General features: G+C 62.3%; 16 protein-coding genes. 15 read left to right on the forward strand and 1 reads right to left on the reverse strand.

The annotated features are described in order from the left end of the window. A partial coding sequence (locus P3T22_RS22675) for a pyridoxal-phosphate dependent enzyme (RefSeq protein ID WP_429326198.1) occupies positions 1 to 203 on the reverse strand: 203 nt, incomplete at its 3' end. Positions 204 to 728: 525 nt separating this feature from the next. Between P3T22_RS22675 and P3T22_RS22680 the strand changes: the two genes are divergently transcribed. The 15 genes from P3T22_RS22680 (at position 729) to P3T22_RS22750 (ending at position 18,452) form a co-directional block, all read left to right on the forward strand. After that, positions 729 to 4,823, forward strand: coding sequence for a DUF3683 domain-containing protein (locus tag P3T22_RS22680; RefSeq protein ID WP_429326199.1), 4,095 nt, complete (start codon positions 729 to 731; stop codon positions 4,821 to 4,823). Positions 4,824 to 4,857: 34 nt separating this feature from the next. After that, positions 4,858 to 5,286, forward strand: a complete 429-nt coding sequence (locus tag P3T22_RS22685) for an HIT family protein (protein WP_429326200.1) — start codon at positions 4,858 to 4,860, stop codon at positions 5,284 to 5,286. A gap of 7 nt (positions 5,287 to 5,293) precedes the next feature. Beyond that, the gene (locus P3T22_RS22690; RefSeq protein ID WP_063494741.1) at positions 5,294 to 5,707 is read left to right on the forward strand and encodes a gamma-butyrobetaine hydroxylase-like domain-containing protein; all 414 of its coding nucleotides are present in this window, start codon (positions 5,294 to 5,296) and stop codon (positions 5,705 to 5,707) included. Between the two features lie 67 nt (positions 5,708 to 5,774). After that, positions 5,775 to 6,506 (forward strand): bifunctional demethylmenaquinone methyltransferase/2-methoxy-6-polyprenyl-1,4-benzoquinol methylase UbiE, encoded by a 732-nt coding sequence (gene ubiE / locus P3T22_RS22695; protein WP_429326249.1) that lies wholly within the window; start codon positions 5,775 to 5,777, stop codon positions 6,504 to 6,506. Between the two features lie 38 nt (positions 6,507 to 6,544). After that, positions 6,545 to 7,537 (forward strand): Tim44 domain-containing protein, encoded by a 993-nt coding sequence (locus P3T22_RS22700; protein WP_063494743.1) that lies wholly within the window; start codon positions 6,545 to 6,547, stop codon positions 7,535 to 7,537. 153 nt (positions 7,538 to 7,690) lie between these two features. After that, positions 7,691 to 8,335: a ubiquinone biosynthesis accessory factor UbiJ gene (locus tag P3T22_RS22705; protein ID WP_063494744.1), complete on the forward strand. Its 645-nt coding sequence runs from the start codon at positions 7,691 to 7,693 to the stop codon at positions 8,333 to 8,335. A 15-nt stretch (positions 8,336 to 8,350) separates the two neighbouring features. Further along, positions 8,351 to 9,928 carry a ubiquinone biosynthesis regulatory protein kinase UbiB gene (ubiB, locus tag P3T22_RS22710; RefSeq protein ID WP_063494745.1) on the forward strand — a complete coding sequence of 526 codons (1,578 nt, stop codon included), beginning with the start codon at positions 8,351 to 8,353 and terminating at the stop codon, positions 9,926 to 9,928. A 34-nt stretch (positions 9,929 to 9,962) separates the two neighbouring features. Then, entirely contained in the window at positions 9,963 to 10,586 is a 624-nt protein-coding gene (locus P3T22_RS22715; protein WP_063494746.1) for a hypothetical protein, read from the forward strand. Positions 10,587 to 10,787: 201 nt separating this feature from the next. Continuing rightward, entirely contained in the window at positions 10,788 to 11,192 is a 405-nt protein-coding gene (locus tag P3T22_RS22720) for an FmdB family zinc ribbon protein (RefSeq protein WP_063494747.1), read from the forward strand. Between the two features lie 75 nt (positions 11,193 to 11,267). Continuing rightward, a complete protein-coding gene (locus P3T22_RS22725; protein WP_063494748.1) occupies positions 11,268 to 11,924 on the forward strand; it encodes a DUF502 domain-containing protein in 657 nt (218 codons plus the stop codon). 76 nt (positions 11,925 to 12,000) lie between these two features. Further along, positions 12,001 to 13,800 carry an aspartate--tRNA ligase gene (gene aspS, locus P3T22_RS22730; protein WP_063494749.1) on the forward strand — a complete coding sequence of 600 codons (1,800 nt, stop codon included), beginning with the start codon at positions 12,001 to 12,003 and terminating at the stop codon, positions 13,798 to 13,800. 181 nt (positions 13,801 to 13,981) lie between these two features. Next, positions 13,982 to 14,482, forward strand: coding sequence for a dihydroneopterin triphosphate diphosphatase (nudB, locus tag P3T22_RS22735; RefSeq protein WP_063497796.1), 501 nt, complete (start codon positions 13,982 to 13,984; stop codon positions 14,480 to 14,482). Then, positions 14,479 to 15,738 carry a cardiolipin synthase ClsB gene (gene clsB / locus P3T22_RS22740; RefSeq protein WP_429326201.1) on the forward strand — a complete coding sequence of 420 codons (1,260 nt, stop codon included), beginning with the start codon at positions 14,479 to 14,481 and terminating at the stop codon, positions 15,736 to 15,738. Before nudB ends, clsB begins: the two co-directional genes overlap by 4 nt. A 226-nt stretch (positions 15,739 to 15,964) precedes the next feature. Beyond that, a complete protein-coding gene (locus tag P3T22_RS22745) occupies positions 15,965 to 16,564 on the forward strand; it encodes a TetR/AcrR family transcriptional regulator (RefSeq protein WP_063494751.1) in 600 nt (199 codons plus the stop codon). A gap of 100 nt (positions 16,565 to 16,664) precedes the next feature. Beyond that, positions 16,665 to 18,452 (forward strand): acyl-CoA dehydrogenase C-terminal domain-containing protein, encoded by a 1,788-nt coding sequence (locus P3T22_RS22750; RefSeq protein ID WP_063494752.1) that lies wholly within the window; start codon positions 16,665 to 16,667, stop codon positions 18,450 to 18,452.

An 18,452-nucleotide genomic window follows, 5' to 3' on the forward strand; every position in this document is an offset into this window, starting at 1 on the left:
AGCGCATCCGCCGGAATGTGCGCCATCTTGTTGTACGCGCCGCGCACCTTGAACGAGAACACCGGCTGGTTGTCCTCGCGCTTCAGATAAACCGGGTTGGAAAGCCGAGCCGACAGATTCGGCGCGCGTTCGAGTTCGGTCTCGCGGGCCACGTCGTAGACGCGCGCGGTCAGGGTTTTCTTCAGGTAGTCGTGGGAAGCCATGCGGGTGGCGCGGTGCGCTTTGCGAGACGGGAAAGGGTCAATGATAGCGCCAACGGTGCGCGCTCTGGCCTTCAGCGAACCCTCGGCGTACGCCCGAGCGTCGTCGGCAAAGGCCAGCCCGACCGTTCGGTCGGAAAATTCTTCGCGTGCGCTTGCGGGCGCCGTTCAATCCAACAACCCTCAAAACCCCGCCACAGCCCCGCCACAGCCCCGATTTCAGGCGTCAACGCGACGGCTGGATCATGGGGTAGAATTCCATTTTGGAATAAGGATCGGAAGATGCACTGGCAGCCTCGGATCGCCCATTTGATGCCCGTCCCGCGTGAGTCTTGCCCCGCGGCGGAGCGTCACGTCCGGCACGCACGATCGTGTAGCTGTCTTTGAGCGCCGTGAAGCGACCGATGTGGGTAGGCCGTCGGTTGCGCTTCGCTCCCCTAGAAAATTTCCAGCATTGCGCCCCACGCGCACCGTCCGCCGACGCCTCACACGTGAGCGCGCCCGGTTGACCCACCGAGTCGTCCGAACATGAACGCACCTCAAGTTTTCGATCCGCACGGGGCCGCCACTGCGGTGGCCGCCGATCCCGAAGCGCGTCTGCGCGAAATTCCCTATAACTACACGTCGTTTTCCGACCGCGAAATTGTCATCCGTCTGCTCGGCGACGAAGCCTGGGCGGTTTTGGCCGAACTGCGCGCGGAACGCCGCACCGGCCGCTCGGCGCGGATGCTGTACGAAGTGCTCGGCGACATCTGGGTCGTGCGCCGCAATCCTTACCTGCAAGACGATCTGCTCGACAATCCGAAGCGCCGCGCACTGCTGATCGAGGCGCTGCACCATCGTCTGACCGAGATCGAAAAGCGCCGTCGCGCCGATCTGGTCGAGCACGGCGATGAGGCGGGCATCGATCGGGCCGCTCGCGTTGAAACGCTGGTGGCGGCTGCACGCCGCGCCGTCGACGATTTCGAGAGCGAGTTCCAGAAGACCTTCGATCTGCGCCGTCGCGCGAACAAGGTGTTGGGCCGCGTCACGGAAAAAGACAACATCAAGTTTGACGGCTTGTCCCGCGTCTCGCACGTGACCGACGCGACCGACTGGCGCGTCGAGTACCCGTTCGTCGTGCTGACGCCGGATACCGAAGCCGAGATCGCCGGCATGATCAAGGCGTGTTTCGAGCTCGGCCTGACCGTGATTCCGCGCGGAGGCGGCACGGGCTACACGGGCGGCGCGGTGCCGCTCACGCCGTTCTCGGCCGTCATCAACACCGAAAAGCTCGAACAACTTGGCGCGGTCGAGATGACCGAACTGCCGGGCGTTGACCGCAAGGTGGCGACGATTTTCTCCGGCGCGGGCGTGGTCACACGCCGTGTGACCGAAGCGGCCGAGCAGGCCGGCTTCGTGTTCGCCGTCGACCCGACCTCGCTAGATGCCTCCTGCGTCGGCGGCAACGTCGCGATGAACGCGGGTGGCAAGAAAGCGGTGTTGTGGGGCACGGCGCTCGACAACCTCGCCTGGTGGCGCATGGTCGACCCGGAAGGGAACTGGCTCGAAGTCACGCGTCTGGATCACAACCTCGGCAAGATTCACGACATCGAGGTCGCGCGTTTCGAGCTGAAGTGGTTCGACGGCAACCACCCGCCAGGCGAAAAGCTGCTGCGCACGGAAGCGCTCGACATCAAGGGCCGCGTGTTCCGTAAGGAAGGCCTGGGCAAGGACGTGACCGACAAATTCCTGGCCGGTCTGCCAGGCGTGCAGAAGGAAGGCTGCGACGGCCTGATCACGTCCGCGCGCTGGGTGCTGCACAAGATGCCGGCGCATACGCGCACGGTCTGCCTCGAATTCTTCGGCCAGGCCCGTGAAGCGATTCCAAGCATCGTCGAGATCAAAGACTATCTGTTCGAAACGTCGAAGCAGGGCGGCGCGATTCTCGCCGGCCTCGAGCATCTGGACGAACGCTATCTGCGCGCGGTCGGCTATGCGACCAAGAGCAAGCGCAACGCGTTTCCGAAGATGGTGCTGATCGGCGACATCGTCGGCGACGATGCCGATGCGGTGGCTCTTGCCACCTCGGAAGTCGTGCGCATGGCCAACGGCAAGAGCGGCGAAGGTTTCGTCGCCGTCAACGCCGAAGCGCGCAAGCGTTTCTGGCTCGACCGCAGCCGTACCGCTGCGATTGCCAAGCACACCAACGCGTTCAAGATCAACGAAGACGTGGTGATCCCGCTCGACCGGATGGGCGAGTACACCGACGGCATCGAACGCATCAATATCGAACTGTCGATCAAGAACAAGCTGCAGCTGGTCGACGCCCTCGAAGCGTTCTTCAAGGGCGGCAAGCTGCCGCTCGGCAAGAGCGACGACGCCAACGAAATCCCGAGCGCGGAGTTGCTCGAAGATCGCGTGCAGCAGGCGCTCGATCTGCTGAAGAAAGTGCGCGCGCGCTGGGAATTCCTGCGCGATAAGCTCGATCTGTCCTTGCGCGAGGCGCAGCACTATCTGGTCGGCCTCGGCTACGAAGGGCTGGCGGAGAAGTTTGCCGATCGCGTCGACGCGCAGCCGGATGCGACCGTGTTCCATATCACGCAAGACCGTACGGTGCGCGTATCGTGGAAGGCGGAGATCCGCGCCGAACTGCGCCAGATCTTCAACGGCGGCGAATTCAAGCCGATCCTCGAAGAAGCCCAGGCGATCCACAAGCAGGTGCTGCGTGGCCGCGTGTTCGTCGCGCTGCACATGCACGCGGGCGACGGCAACGTCCACACGAACCTGCCGGTCAACTCCGACAACTACGAGATGCTGCAGGACGCCCACACGGCGGTTGCGCGCATCATGAAGCTGGCGCGTTCGCTCGACGGCGTGATTTCCGGCGAGCATGGCATCGGCATTACCAAGCTCGAATTTCTGACCGACGAAGAGATCGGCGAATTCCGCGCGTACAAGCAGCGCGTCGATCCGCATGGCCGCTTCAATGCGGGCAAGCTGCTCGAAGGCGCGGACCTGCGAAACGCCTACACGCCGAGCTTCGGCCTGATGGGCTACGAATCGCTGATCATGCAGCAGTCCGACATTGGCGCGATTTCCGAGTCGATCAAAGACTGTTTACGCTGCGGCAAGTGCAAGCCGGTGTGCGCGACCCACGTGCCGCGCGCGAACCTGCTGTACAGCCCGCGCAACAAGATTCTCGCCACCTCCTTGCTGGTCGAGGCGTTCCTGTACGAAGAGCAGACCCGCCGCGGCGTGTCGATCAAGCACTGGGACGAGTTCAACGACGTCGCCGATCACTGCACTGTCTGTCACAAATGCGTGACGCCGTGTCCAGTGAAGATCGACTTCGGCGACGTGACGATGAACATGCGCAACCTGCTGCGCAAAATGGGCAAGAAGAAGTTCAATCCGGGCAACGCGGCCGGCATGTTCTTCCTCAATGCCACCAATCCGCAGACCATCAATCTCGCGCGCACGGCGATGATGGGCATCGGCTACAAGGCGCAGCGCTTCGGCAACGACGTGCTGAAGAAGTTCGCGAAGAAGCAGACGGCACACCCGCCGGCAACGGTCGGCAAGCCGCCGGTCACGCAGCAGGTGATCCACTTCATGAACAAGAAGATGCCGGGCAATCTGCCGAAGAAAACCGCGCGCGCGCTGCTCGATATCGAAGACAACAAGATCGTCCCGATCATCCGCAATCCGAAGACGACCACCGCCGATACGGAAGCGGTGTTCTACTTCCCGGGCTGCGGCTCCGAGCGCTTGTTCTCGCAAGTGGGTCTGGCGACGCAAGCCATGCTGTGGGAAGCGGGCGTGCAAACCGTGCTGCCGCCGGGCTACCTGTGCTGCGGCTACCCGCAGCGCGGCTCGGGCCAGTACGACAAGGCCGAGCAGATCGTCACGGATAACCGCGTGCTGTTCCACCGCGTCGCGAATACGCTGAACTATCTCGACATCAAGACGGTGGTGGTGTCGTGCGGTACGTGTTACGACCAGCTCGCCGGTTACGAATTCGAGAAGATTTTCCCGGGCTGCCGGATCATCGACATCCACGAGTTCCTGCTCGAGAAGGGTATCAAGCTCGAAGGCGTCAACGGTGTGCGCTACATGTACCACGACCCGTGCCACTCGCCGATCAAGACGATGGACCCGGTCAAGCTGGTCAATCAGCTGATGGGGGCGGAGAACGACGGCTACAAGATCGAGAAGAACGATCGCTGCTGTGGCGAATCCGGCACACTCGCGGTGACGCGCCCGGATATTTCGACGCAAGTTCGCTTCCGCAAGGAAGAAGAAATGCGCAAGGGCGCCGCGAAGCTGCGTGGTATTCCGTTGGTGGCCGAGGCCGGTGCAAATGGGACCAACGCGGCCAATGCGTCGGCCGGCGCGGCGGGTGCGCCGGACGGCTCCGTACTCAAGGCGAGCGACGGGCCGCAACCGAATGGCGTCACCGAGGTGAAGATCCTCACGAGCTGCCCATCCTGCCTGCAAGGCCTGTCGCGCTACAACGAAGACGCGGGCACTGAAGCGGACTACATCGTCGTCGAGATGGCACGTCACGTGCTGGGTGAAGACTGGATGGCGGATTACGTGCAGCGGGCGAACAATGGCGGAATCGAGCGCGTGCTGGTTTAATGGCACGACTGACGATTTTTGCCTGAGGACGACGATGGAATGCGTTTTTTGCCGTGAAGATGGCGGCGATGTGCTGTGGCAGGACGACACCCTGCGTGTCGTCCTCGCCGACGAACACGATTACCCGGGTTTTTGCCGGGTAATCTGGAACAAGCATGTCGCTGAGTTTTCCGATCTCGCCGAAGCCGACCGCGATCGCGTGATGCAGGCCGTGTACGCGGTCGAGCGCGCGATCCGGCGCATTCTTCAGCCGGTGAAGGTCAACCTGGCGAGCCTCGGCAACCAGGTGCCGCACGTGCATTGGCATGTGATTCCGCGTTTTTCGAACGACGCTCATTTCCCGCTGCCAATCTGGGCGCCGCGCCAACGCACGGTGTCCGAAGCCATGCTGTCGTCGCGCCGCGCGCAAGCTACTCTGCTGCGCGAGGCGGTGCGGCAGGAAATCGAACAAGCTCTAGCCTGAGGCCACCATGAGCGGACTGACTCCCGATACGCCGGTACCCACCGGCGTGGTCGTGCATTCCAAATCGCGCGTACTCGAATTGCAATACGCAAACGGCGAAACGTATCGCCTGCCGTTCGAGTTGCTGCGCGTGTATTCGCCGTCAGCAGAAGTGATGGGCCACGGGCCCGGCCAGGAGACGCTGCAAACCGGTAAGCGTGACGTCACGATCACGATGATCGAAGGCGTCGGCAACTATGCGGTGCAGCCGACTTTCTCCGATGGGCACGCCACCGGCATCTATTCCTGGGACCTGCTGTACGACATGGCTGTCCGCCAGGATGAACTCTGGCGCGACTATCTCGCGAAACTGGCCGCGGCCGGCGTCGACCGTGATGCGCCGATGGCTCCAGCCGGTGCTGCGCACGGGCACCGTCACTGATACGATTCGCCCTGGTCGCCGCACTGATGCGGCGCAACATTTCAGAATACGCGAAAGGACGAGCGCGATGAGCAAAACCCACTTCGGCTTTCAATCGGTCGACGAACAGGAAAAAGCGCAGAAGGTGGCGGGCGTGTTCCACTCGGTCGCCTCCAACTACGACCTGATGAACGACCTGATGTCGGGCGGGTTGCACCGGGCGTGGAAGATGTTCACGATCGCCCAGGCCAACGTCCGGCCGGGCTTCAAGGTGCTCGATATCGCCGGGGGCACGGGCGATCTGTCGAAGGCCTTCGCCAAACAGGCGGGCGAAACCGGCGAAGTCTGGCACACCGACATCAACGAATCGATGCTGCGCGTGGGCCGCGACCGCTTGCTGGACAAGGGCGTGATCACACCGGCGCTGCTTTGCGACGCCGAAAAGATCCCCTTTCCGGACAATTACTTCGACGTGGTGACCGTGGCCTTCGGCTTGCGCAACATGACGCATAAGGATGTGGCGTTGGCCGAGATGCGGCGGGTGTTGAAGCCGGCAGGCCGTCTGCTGGTGCTGGAGTTCTCGAAGGTGTGGGATCCGCTTAAAAAGGTCTACGACGTCTATTCGTTCAAGGTGCTGCCGTGGCTCGGCGACCGCTTTGCGAAGGACGCCGAGAGCTACCGCTACCTGGCGGAATCGATCCAGATGCATCCGGACCAGGAAACTTTAAAAGCAATGATGGAACAAGCAGGCCTGGACGGCGTCAAATATTACAATTTGTCAGCTGGCGTGGTAGCTTTACATGTGGGGACCAAATACTAAGGTCCCTAACCCATCGATTTTTAAAGGAAAGTACGAAAATGTCCGATTCAGGTGTGTTATCTCCCCGTAATGTTAAGCGGTCGTTGGTGAGAAGAATCGGACTGATCGCGATGGTCGGTCTGATCATGGCCGGCTCTCTCGCCTCGCTCGATGCGGAAGCCCGCCGTTTGGGCGGCAGCCGCAGCATCGGCCGTCAGTCGAATACGGTTCAGCAACAGTCGACCCCGTCGCAACCTTCCCAAAGCAATCAGGCCATGCAGCAGCGCGCACAGCCGGCACCGGCGCCCGCGCCGACTCCGGCCGCGGCGCCTAATCGCTCGCGCTGGCTCGGGCCGATTGCCGGTCTTGCGGCCGGCCTCGGTATCGCCGCACTGTTGTCGCACTTCGGTCTGGGCGGCGCATTCGCCGGCGCCATGGCCAACATTATCGTGATCGCGATCATTGCGATGATCGGTATCTGGCTGATCCGCCGCTTCATGGGCCGCAAGCGCGATACGGCCCAGCCGGCGTACGCGGGTGGCTCGACGTCCTTGAATTCGAGCGGCACTGGCTACACGCAGGAACCGCGTTACACCGCTCCGCCCACTGGCTCGTACCTCGAGCCGCAAGGCAACCCGCTGACCACGCCGTCCATCAACACTGCCCCGCCAGTGCCGGCGGGCTTCGATTCGGAAGCGTTCCTGCGCAACGCCAAGGTGTACTTCGTGCGACTGCAAGCCGCATGGGACGTTGGCAACATGGAAGATATCCGCGAATTCACCACCCCGGAAATGTACGCCGAAGTGAGGGTCGATCTGTCGTCGCGCGGTGCGGAGTCCAATCAGACGGACGTGGTGCAGCTGAACGCGGAGTTGCTGGGCGTGGAAGAACGCGCGACTGAATACTTCGCCAGCGTGCGCTTCTCAGGCTTGATCCGCGAATCGGCGGGGGCGGCGGCTGAGCCGTTCATTGAGGTCTGGAACCTGACGAAGGCGAACCGCCCCGGCGAAGGCTGGTTGCTGGCGGGCATTCAGCAGGTGGCGCAGCACTGAGGCAACAGCGAGGCAGAGCCAAGCCAGCGCTGCTCACCCTGATTTCGCACAAAGCATTGGCCGTTCGGCATAGCAAGCCGCAAAGCGAACGGACGTTACAATAGGAACCCGCACGGGCACCTCGCCCGCGCGGGTTTTTTCTTGCCACTTTCAATGACCCTCGCCGCCAAGCCCTTCGCTGCTGCCGTCAATCACCTGCTCGCCCGCGAATCGTGGGCTCGAGAGCGCCTCGCCCCGTACGCGGGCAAGACCGCCAGACTGTCCTGTCAGCCGCTCGTGCTGATGCTGCTCGTGCAACCGGACGGCTACCTGGGCGCGCTCGAGGAAACCGATGCGCAACAGTTCGACGTGACCATCTCGGTGCCGTCCGATGCGTTGCCGGCCTTTGTGCAAGGCGGCCAGGCCGCCGTGATGAAGCATGTGAAGATCGAAGGCGACGCCGAGTTTGCGACTGTGATCGCCAGGCTCGCCGAGCATCTGCGCTGGGAACCGGAAGAGGATCTGGCGAAGCTGATCGGCGACGGTCCGGCGTGGCGGGTCGCATCGGTCGTGCGTACGGTCGGCGAACATGCGCGGCGCACCGGGCGCAATCTGCTCGACACAGCCGCCGAATATCTGCTCGACGAAAATCCGCAACTGGTGCGGCGCGCCGCGCTGGAAGACTTCAACGTCGAACTGGCCCGCGCCCGCGATGCTTTGGCGCGTGTGGAAAAGCGCATCGAGCGTCTTGAACAGAAGGTCGAAGCCCACGGCGCCAATGCGCCGGGCGGCGCCGCCACGTCGCGCGGCACGCGCTAGTCACTGGGCACAACTATGCGTTTTCTGCGTTTCCTCAAGATTTTCTTCACGGTCATTCGATTCGGTCTCGACGAAATGATGCTCAGCCGCGTCAACGACCGGCGTGTGCGTCTGCTGCTGCGTATCACTACCATCGGCCGCAAGTTCGACGCCCCGCCGGGCGTGCGCTTGCGGCTCGCGCTCGAAAGCCTCGGGCCGATTTTCGTGAAGTTCGGCCAGGTGCTGTCCACGCGGCGCGATTTGCTGCCGGTCGATATCGCCAATGAACTGGCCAAGCTGCAGGATCAGGTGCCGCCGTTCGATTCGGCGGTGGCGATCGGGCTGGTCGAGAAGTCGCTCGGCGCGCCGGTCGACGTGCTGTTCGACGAGTTCGAGCGGGTGCCGGTGGCGAGCGCATCGATCGCGCAGGTTCACTTTGCGAAGGTGAAGGCGGGGCAGCACGCGGGCAAGGCGGTCGCCGTGAAGGTGCTGCGGCCGAACATGCTGCCGGTGATCGACTCCGACCTGGCCTTGCTGCGGGATATCGCCGTCTGGGCCGAGCGCCTGTGGGCCGACGGCAAGCGCCTCAAGCCGCGCGAGGTGGTCGCCGAATTCGACAAGTATCTGCACGACGAACTCGATCTGATGCGCGAGGCGGCCAACGGCAGCCAGTTGCGCCGCAACTTCGCCGGGCTCGATCTGCTGCTGGTGCCGGAGATGTACTGGGAGTTCTGCACGCCCACGGTGCTGGTGATGGAGCGCATGGTCGGCGTGCCGATCAGCCAGGTGGAGACGCTGCGCGGGGCTGGCGTCGATATTCCGAAGCTGGCGCGCGAAGGCGTCGAGATTTTCTTTACCCAGGTGTTCCGCGATGGCTTTTTTCACGCCGACATGCACCCGGGCAACATTCAGGTGAGCCTCGATCCGGCGCACTTCGGCCGCTATATCGCGCTCGACTTCGGCATCATCGGTGCGCTGTCGGACTTCGATAAGAACTACCTTGCCCAGAACTTCCTCGCTTTCTTCAAGCGCGACTATCACCGCGTCGCCACGCTGCATCTGGAGTCCGGCTGGGTGCCGCCTACTACCCGGGTCGAGGAACTGGAAAGCGCAATCCGCGCAGTTTGCGAGCCCTATTTTGACCGCGCATTGAAGGATATTTCGCTCGGTCAGGTGTTGATGCGCCTGTTCTCGACCTCGCGCCGCTTCAATGTGGAAATCCAGCCGCAACTGGTGCTGCTGCAAAAAACCATGTTGAACGTGGAAGGGCTCGGCCGCTCGCTCGATCCTGAACTGGACTTGTGGAAGACGGCCAAGCCCTATCTCGAGCGCTGGATGAACGAGCAGATCGGTGTGCGCGGCTGGTACGAGCGGCTGAAGATCGAGGCACCGCAGTGGAGCAAGACGTTGCCGCAATTGCCGCGCCTCATCCACCACGTGCTGGCTGCGCGTCACGATAACACGCGCGGCGCGAACGACGACATGATTCGCCAGATTCTGCTCGAGCAGAAGCGCACCAACCGGTTGCTGCAAGGGCTGCTGCTGTTCGGCGTGGCGGTCGGTGTCGGCGCGGTGTTGGCGCGAGCGTTTCTGGCGTTCGCGTACGGCGGGTGATCCCGACCCGATTCCGATCCCTACGAGGCATCTCATGAGCGACCCGACCCAGCCTTCCACACCCGACTTCTCGACCCGCGATCCCAACTCACCTGAGTTCTGGGATGAGCGCTTCGAACGCCATTACACGCCCTGGGATCAGGCCGGCGTGCCGGCGGCGTTTCAGTCTTTCGCCGAGCGGCATCGTGGCGCTGCGGTACTGATTCCAGGTTGCGGCAGTGCCTACGAAGCGCTATCGCTAGCGCAGCAAGGCAATCCAGTCAGGGCGATCGATTTCTCGCCGGCCGCAGTAGCGGCAGCGCACAAGCAATTGGGTCCGCAGCATGCGCAGCTGGTCGAGCAGGCTGACTTCTTCACTTATGAACCGCCGTTCACGCCGGCATGGATCTACGAGCGCGCGTTCTTTTGCGCCCTGCCGGTGGCGCGCCGTGCAGATTACGCGCAACGGATGGCCGGGTTGTTGCCAGCTGGCGCTTTGCTGGCGGGTTTCTTTTTCATCGACGCGACGCCGAAAGGGCCGCCGTTCGGCGTCGAGCGCGCTGAACTCGACGCGTTGCTCACGCCGCACTTCGATCTGATCGAAGATGAAGCCGTGAACGACTCGATTGCCGTCTTTGCCGGCCGCGAGCGTTGGATGACCTGGCGCCGTCGTGGTTGAGCGTGCCGCCGCCGCGTTCGACGGCGGCTCGCGCCGCACTTGATTCGATCACGGTCGCCCCCATTTAGTCGAACGACGGTGGCTCCTGGCGCTGGTCCCCGAAAATCGCGGGCGACTAGCCATATGCGCATATGACTAGCCATATGCGGCTATAATTCAAGGCTTTGCAAGCGCTTACAAGATTTCAGTAGGGAAAAGTTCATGCCGATCTACGCTTATCGTTGCGAGTCATGCGGCTTCGGGAAGGACGTGCTTCAGAAGATGAGCGACCCGCAGTTGACGCAATGTCCCGAGTGCGGGAAAGACACCTTTCGCAAGCAGGTGACTGCAGCCGGTTTCCAGTTGAAGGGCTCCGGCTGGTATGTAACCGATTTCCGCGGCGGTAATGGCGGCGCGAGCGCCCCGGCCAAGCCCGACGCGAATGGCGGCTCGAATGCGAATTCGGGCGAAAGCGCTGCAGCCGGGAATGAGGGCGCCACGAAATCCGACACGGCTTCGGCCAACGGCTCGGCTGCCTCCGGTTCAGCGGGCGCAGCCGCAACGCCTGCCGCGCCCGCTGCCGCGCCCGCCGCATCGGCGAGTTCGAACGGTTCCGGCAGCGCCTAGTGGGACTGCCGCCCTCGGGGGCGGCGCACACGCCGTGCGTCGGGTACCGGCTCGCGCGGCTCTCTGGCGGTACACATGACGACGAAAAAAACGACGCTCAAATCGGTGTTCCTGACTGGCCTGCTGGTGCTGGTGCCTCTGGCCATCACACTGTGGGTGCTCGGCCTGATCATCGGCACGATGGACCAGACGCTGTTGCTGCTGCCGACCTCATGGCAGCCGGAGCGCGCGCTCGGCTTCCGTTTGCCGGGCCTCGGCGCGGTGCTGACACTGGCGTTCATCTTTGTCGTCGGGCTGTTGACGCAAAACTTCATCGGCCAGAAGCTCGTGAAGTGGTGGGAAGTCGTGGTCGCTCACATTCCGGTGGTCGGCCCGATCTACACCAGCGTGAAGCAGGTGTCGGACACCTTGTTGTCGAGCAGCGGCAATGCGTTTCGCAAGGCGCTCCTGATCGAGTACCCGCGCCGCGGTTCCTATACGATTGCGTTTCTGACCGGTATTCCGGGCGGCGACGTGATCAATCACCTGAAAGAAGATCACGTCAGCGTGTACGTGCCGACTACGCCGAACCCAACGTCCGGCTTCTTCCTGATGGTGCCCAAGAGCGAAGTGATCGAGCTCGACATGACGGTCGACGCTGCGCTCAAGTACATCGTCTCGATGGGCGTCGTGGCGCCGTCCGCGCCGCCGGCGCCGGTAGTGCGCCGCACGACAGTCGAGCCTCCGCTGTAATGCCGGTGCGCAGCGTTTCAAGCCGTGTCTGATCGCTGCGCGCCGTTCAACCAATGCAAAACGAAAGACAAACATCATGTCGATGAGATCTGAATACTGCGGTCTGGTGACCGAAGAACTGCTGGGCCAAACTGTCTCGCTGTGTGGCTGGGTAAGCCGCCGCCGCGACCATGGCGGCGTCATCTTCATCGACCTGCGCGACCGCGAAGGCCTCGTTCAGGTCGTCTGCGATCCGGATCGCGCGGACATGTTCAAGACGGCCGAAGGCGTCCGCAACGAGTTCTGCCTGCAGATCAAGGGTGTGGTGCGCGCGCGTCCGGAAGGCACGACGAACGCCTCGCTGAAAAGCGGCAAGATCGAAGTGCTGTGCCACGAGCTGATCGTGCTGAACGCGTCGATCACGCCGCCGTTCCAGCTCGACGACGACAACCTGTCGGAAACCACGCGTCTTACGCACCGTGTGCTCGACCTGCGCCGTCCGCAGATGCAGCACAACCTGCGTCTGCGTTACCGCGTCGCGATCGAAGTGCGCAAGTATCTGGACTCGCTGGGCTTCATCGACATCGAAACGCCGATGCTCACCAAGAGCACGCCGGAAGGCGCGCGCGATTACCTCGTGCCGTCGCGTACCAACCCGGGCCAGTTCTTCGCGCTGCCGCAATCGCCGCAACTGTTCAAGCAGTTGCTGATGGTCGCTAACTTCGATCGCTACTACCAGATCGTCAAGTGCTTCCGCGACGAAGACCTGCGCGCCGACCGTCAGCCGGAATTCACGCAGATCGACTGCGAAACCTCGTTCCTGTCGGAACAGGAAATCCGCGATCTGTTCGAGGCGATGATCCGTCACGTGTTCAAGGAAACGATCGGCGTTGAACTGGCCGAGAAATTCCCGGTCATGGAGTACGCGGAAGCGATGCGCCGCTTCGGTTCGGACAAGCCGGACCTGCGCGTCAAGCTCGAATTCACGGACCTGACCGACGCCGTCAAAGACGTCGACTTCAAGGTGTTCAGCACGCCGGCCAACACGAAAGATGGCCGCGTCGCGGCGATCCGCGTGCCGAAGGGCGGCGAGCTCTCGCGTGGCGACATCGACAGCTACACGGAATTCGTGCGCATCTACGGCGCGAAGGGCCTCGCGTGGATCAAGGTCAACGAAGTCGCGAAGGGCCGTGACGGTCTGCAGAGCCCGATCGTCAAGAACCTGCACGACGAAGCGGTCAAGGCGATCATCGAGCGCACCGGCGCGCAAGACGGCGACATCATTTTCTTCGCGGCGGATCGCGCGAAGGTAGTGAACGACAGCCTGGGCGCGCTGCGTCTGAAGATCGGCCATTCGGAATTCGGCAAGGCCAACGGTCTGGTCGAATCCGGCTGGAAGCCGCTGTGGGTGGTTGACTTCCCGATGTTCGAGTACGACGAGGAAGACAACCGCTACGTCGCCGCGCATCACCCGTTCACGAGCCCGAAGGACGAGCACCTCGAGTATCTGGAAACGGATCCGGCGCGCTGCCTCGCCAAGGCCTACGACATGGTGCTCAACGGCTGGGAAATCGGCGGCGGTTCGGTGCGTATTCACCGTGAAGAAGTGCAGAGCAAGGTGTTCCGCGCGCTGAAGATCAACGCGGAAGAAGCGCAAGCCAAGTTCGGCTTCCTGCTCGACGCGCTGCAATACGGCGCGCCGCCGCACGGCGGTATCGCATTCGGCCTGGACCGCATCATCACGATGATGGCCGGCGCCGATTCGATTCGCGACGTGATCGCGTTCCCGAAGACGCAACGCGCGCAGTGTCTGCTCACGCAGGCGCCGAGCGAAGTGGACGAGCGCCAGTTGCGCGAGTTGCACATCCGTCTGCGTCAGCCGGAACCGAAGGTCTAAGCTGGGCCGAACTCGGGCTGCCTGAAGAACGGCAGCCCAAGTGGAACGAACAAGCAAACGAAAAAGGCGCGCGATGCGCCTTTTTCGTTTTTTGCGTTACAGTCGAAGCAACCGGTCTCGACCGCTCATTGGACCACTCGCCGACATGTACCGCGCAAGCGTTGCGCCCAGTTTTTACGCCATGCCGAAACCGCCGAAGATCCCGCAATCCGTACTCGTCGTCATCCATACGCCCTCGCTCGACGTGCTGTTGATCCGGCGTGCCGATCACGCCGATTTCTGGCAATCGGTGACCGGTTCGAAAGACCGGGTCGACGAACCCTTCATTGAGACGGCGGCGCGCGAAGTGGCCGAGGAAACCGGTATCGTGGTCGGTAGTAAGCTGGTGCCGCACAGCGCGTTGTTCGACTGGCGGTACTCGATCGAATATGAGATCTACCCCCAGTTCCGGCATCGCTATGCCGAGGGCGTGATCCACAACACCGAGCATTGGTTCAGCCTGGAAGTGCCCGAGCAGCTCGAGGTGACGCTCGCGCCGCGCGAGCACACGGCGTTTCTGTGGCTGCCGTATGAAGAGGCGGCCTCGCGCTGCTTTTCGTCGTCGAATGCCGACGCGATCCTGCAATTGCCGAAGCGGCTCGCTGGGCGCCTGAGTGGCCGGCCCGAGGAGCGTGCCCGGTGAGCGTCGGCGGCGCGCGCCGTTTCGCGCGACTCCGGCAATCGCTGCTCGGCCGCCGCTACTGGCAACGCTACCGCTTCACCAGCGGCAACGGCGTCAAGCTGCTGTGCTCCGGCGACGAGTATTTCGCCGCACTGATCGAACGCATCGACGCGGCGCAAAGCGACGTGGTTCTCGAAACCTATATCTTCTGTAACGACAGCGCAGGTCAGGCCGTCAGTGCGGCGTTGCTGCGCGCAGCCTCGCGCGGCGTGAAGGTGCGGGTGATTACCGACGGCATCGGCACCGCGCGCCTCGCGATGTTCGACGAATGGCTGCTCGCCGGCATTGACCGTCGTATCTACAACCCGCATCTGTTCGGCCGTTTCGGCTTCTCGCGCACGCACCGCAAGATCGCGGTGGTGGACGATCAGTTCGGCTACTGCGGCGGCATCAACATTGTCGACGATTACGAGAACAACGGCGCGACGCTACCTTACCGGCGCTGGGATTTCGCGGTGGAATTGCACGGGCCGGTGGTCGCCGATATTCGCCAGGCGTTCGAGGTGCAATGGCAGCGGATCCGCATCGGGCATCGGCCTCTGGAATCGCTCGAACCTGATTTCGGGCCGAAAACCATGGCGTCGCTCGGCACGCTGCGGCGCCGGCGCCGCAATCGCAACGGGGCGCTCTGGGCCGGCGGGCTGCCATGCGTGACCTTCGTCGCGCGCGACAACCTGATCAACCGCCGCGCCATCGAAAAGGCATATCTGACCGCGATCGGCCAGGCGCGCAGCGAAGTGCTGCTCGCCAACCCGTACTTCATGCCGGGCCGCAAGCTGCGGCGCGCGCTGGTGTTCGCGGCGCGGCGCGGCGTCGACGTGAAGCTCATCATCGGGCGCAAGGAGTTCAAGGCGCTCGATTACGCCGTGCCGTTCCTGTATCGCGCGCTGCTCAAAGCCGGCGTGCAGATCGCCGAGTACGAGAAAACCATGCTGCATGGCAAGGTCGCGGTGGTGGATTCGAATTGGGGGACAGTTGGTTCGTCGAACCTCGACGCGTTGAGCCTGATGCTCAACAATGAAGCCAATGTGGTGCTGGTGAACGACCCGTCGATCGTCGCGCTGCGCGAAGCGATCCTCGCCGCGTTCAAGGATTCGCGCCGGATCGACGAGGCGCGCTATGATGCTCGTCCGGCGGGCGAGCGCTTGCTCAACTGGCTTGCCTACACGACCTATCGGGCCGTGATGAAGCTATTGACGGTGGGTGGCTATGACTAGCCCATCGGTATCTCGCACATAAGCGCAAGGGCGCAGCGTCAATGAAAGGGACAAAAAGAAGGCAAAGGCCTCTAAAAAATCTCCTTCCTCTGATTGACGGATGTCGCAGAATTGAAACCGGGTTAGAAACCGGTTTCTAATAAAGTCCTTGTTTCGCGGACGGCAACACTCAATAATAGTACGGCCGTTCGATTTTATTTCGGTCACATTAGAACGGTAAAAAGCTATGCGAAAAGGCGAACAAACACGAGTCGCGATTCTCGATGCAGCACTTGATCTGGCAAGTCGCGACGGACTAGAAGGTCTGACGATTGGACTGCTGGCCGAGCGCATGCAGATGAGCAAAAGCGGTGTGTTCGCGCATTTCGGCTCGCGCGAGGATTTGCAGGTCGAAGTCGTACGCGAATATCACCGTCGTTTTGAAGACGAGGTGTTTTTCCCGAGTTTGCGTGAGCCTCGTGGATTGCCGCGCTTGCGCGCGATGATTTCCCGCTGGATCGAGAAACGCATTCAGGAAGTCACCACCGGGTGCATCTACATCAGCGGTGCGGTCGAGTATGACGATCGTGGAGACAACCCGGTGCGCGAGCAACTGGTGTCGAGCGTGACGATGTGGCGCGCGGCGCTCACTCGTGCAATTTCGCAGGCGATGGAAGAAGGGCATCTGCGTGCCGATACCGATCCGCAACTGATGCTGTTCGAACTGTACAGCGTCACGCTCGGCCTGCATCACGACGCGCGCTTCCTGCACTTGCCGGAATCGGTGCGTCTTACGTGGGCCGCGCTGGAAAAATTGATTGTTTCGTATCAGAGCGAAAGCCGTTAGCAGAGCCGCCGAACTTCAAGCAGATTCAGCGGCGCTGAAAGATCCGATCCACGGACTCAGCTAACGGCCTGGCTCCTTGTCAAACTTGGGAGAGAGAGTCATGGGACAGTACGCCGCGCCGCTGCGCGACATGCAATTCGTGTTGCACGAGCTGCTTAACGTCGAAGCCGAGATCAAGCAGATGCCGAAGCACGCGGATCTCGATGCGGACACGATCAACGCCGTGCTCGAAGAGGCCGGCAAGTTCTGTTCCGAAGTGCTGTTCCCGCTCAATCACAGCGGCGACCAGGAAGGCTGCACGTACGTCGGCGACGGCGTCGTGACCACGCCGAAGGGCTTCAAGGAAGCCTATAAGCAATATGTGGAAGCCGGTTGGCCGGCACTCGGCTGCGATCCGGAATACGGCGGCCAGGGCTTGCCAGCGTTCGTCAACAACGCGCTGTATGAAATGATGAACTCGGCGAACCAGGCGTGGACGATGTACCCGGGCCTGTCGCACGGCGCATACGAATGTCTGCACGCGCACGGCACGCCGGAACTGCAGCAACGTTATCTGCCGAAGCTGGTCGCTGGCGTCTGGACCGGCACGATGTGTCTGACCGAACCGCACTGCGGCACCGACCTCGGCATCCTGCGCACCAAGGCCGAACCGAACAGCGACGGCTCGTACGCGATCAGCGGCACAAAGATTTTCATCTCCAGCGGCGAACACGATCTCGCGGAGAACATCGTTCACCTGGTGCTGGCGCGTCTGCCGGATGCGCCCAAGGGCACCAAGGGCATTTCGCTTTTCATCGTGCCGAAGTTCATCCCGAACGAAGCGGGCGAACCGGGCGAGCGCAACGGCGTGAAGTGCGGCTCCATCGAACACAAGATGGGCATTCACGGCAACGCAACCTGCGTGATCAACCTCGATAACGCGAAGGGCTGGCTGGTCGGTGAGCCGAACAAGGGCTTGAACGCGATGTTCGTGATGATGAACGCCGCGCGTCTGGGCGTCGGCATGCAGAGCCTGGGCCTGACCGAAATCGGTTACCAGAACTCGCTGGTGTACGCAAAAGAGCGTCTGCAAATGCGTTCGCTGACCGGCCCGAAAGCACCGGAAAAAGCCGCTGACCCGATCATCGTCCACCCGGACGTGCGTCGCATGTTGCTCACGCAGAAGGCCTACGCGGAAGGCGCGCGCGCGTTCTCGTACTGGTCCGCGCTGCACATCGACAAGGAACTGTCGCACGCCGACGAATCGGTGCGTAAGGAAGCGGCGGATCTGGTCGCGCTGCTCACGCCGATCCTGAAGGCATTCCTTTCGGACAACGCGTTCGAGAGCACCAACCACGCCATGCAGATCTACGGCGGCCATGGCTTCATCGCCGAGTGGGGCATGGAGCAATACGTGCGCGACGCGCGGATCAACATGATCTACGAAGGCACTAACGCGATTCAGGCGCTCGACCTGCTCGGCCGCAAGATTCTCGGCGACATGGGCGCGAAGATGAAGAAGTTCGGCAAGCTGGTGTCCGATTTCGTCGAAGCCGAAGGCGTGAAGCCGGACATGCAGGAGTTCATCAACCCGCTCGCCGACATCGGCGACAAGGTGCAGAAGCTGACGATGGAAATCGGCATGAAGGCGATGCAGAACCCGGACGAAGTCGGCGCCGCCGCCGTGCCGTACCTGCGCACCGTCGGCCACCTGGTGTTCTCGTACTTCTGGGCGCGCATGGCCCGTATCGCGCTGGATAACGAGGCATCGGGCGATCCGTTCTACAAGGCCAAGCTCGCCACCGCACGCTTCTACTTCGCGAAGCTGCTGCCGGAAACGGCGATGACGATCCGTCAGGCACGCGCCGGTTCGAAGTCGATGATGGACGTCGAAGAGTCGCTGTTCTAA

It is taken from the genome of Paraburkholderia sp. GAS348 (assembly GCF_050434205.1).
Classification (GTDB): Bacteria; Pseudomonadota; Gammaproteobacteria; order Burkholderiales; family Burkholderiaceae; genus Paraburkholderia.

Excerpts from the sequence above, each read along its gene's own strand:
- P3T22_RS22680 (WP_429326199.1), top strand. The coding sequence starts at position 729 with ATGAACGCACCTCAAGTTTTCGATCCGCACGGGGCCGCCACTGCGGTG.
- ubiB (WP_063494745.1), top strand. The coding sequence starts at position 8,351 with ATGCGTTTTCTGCGTTTCCTCAAGATTTTCTTCACGGTCATTCGATTC.
- P3T22_RS22685 (WP_429326200.1), top strand. The coding sequence starts at position 4,858 with ATGGAATGCGTTTTTTGCCGTGAAGATGGCGGCGATGTGCTGTGGCAG.
- P3T22_RS22720 (WP_063494747.1), top strand. The coding sequence starts at position 10,788 with ATGCCGATCTACGCTTATCGTTGCGAGTCATGCGGCTTCGGGAAGGAC.
- P3T22_RS22690 (WP_063494741.1), top strand. The coding sequence starts at position 5,294 with ATGAGCGGACTGACTCCCGATACGCCGGTACCCACCGGCGTGGTCGTG.
- ubiE (WP_429326249.1), top strand. The coding sequence starts at position 5,775 with ATGAGCAAAACCCACTTCGGCTTTCAATCGGTCGACGAACAGGAAAAA.
- P3T22_RS22745 (WP_063494751.1), top strand. The coding sequence starts at position 15,965 with ATGCGAAAAGGCGAACAAACACGAGTCGCGATTCTCGATGCAGCACTT.
- nudB (WP_063497796.1), top strand. The coding sequence starts at position 13,982 with ATGCCGAAACCGCCGAAGATCCCGCAATCCGTACTCGTCGTCATCCAT.
- aspS (WP_063494749.1), top strand. The coding sequence starts at position 12,001 with ATGTCGATGAGATCTGAATACTGCGGTCTGGTGACCGAAGAACTGCTG.
- P3T22_RS22715 (WP_063494746.1), top strand. The coding sequence starts at position 9,963 with ATGAGCGACCCGACCCAGCCTTCCACACCCGACTTCTCGACCCGCGAT.
- P3T22_RS22705 (WP_063494744.1), top strand. The coding sequence starts at position 7,691 with ATGACCCTCGCCGCCAAGCCCTTCGCTGCTGCCGTCAATCACCTGCTC.
- P3T22_RS22725 (WP_063494748.1), top strand. The coding sequence starts at position 11,268 with ATGACGACGAAAAAAACGACGCTCAAATCGGTGTTCCTGACTGGCCTG.
- P3T22_RS22750 (WP_063494752.1), top strand. The coding sequence starts at position 16,665 with ATGGGACAGTACGCCGCGCCGCTGCGCGACATGCAATTCGTGTTGCAC.
- P3T22_RS22700 (WP_063494743.1), top strand. The coding sequence starts at position 6,545 with ATGTCCGATTCAGGTGTGTTATCTCCCCGTAATGTTAAGCGGTCGTTG.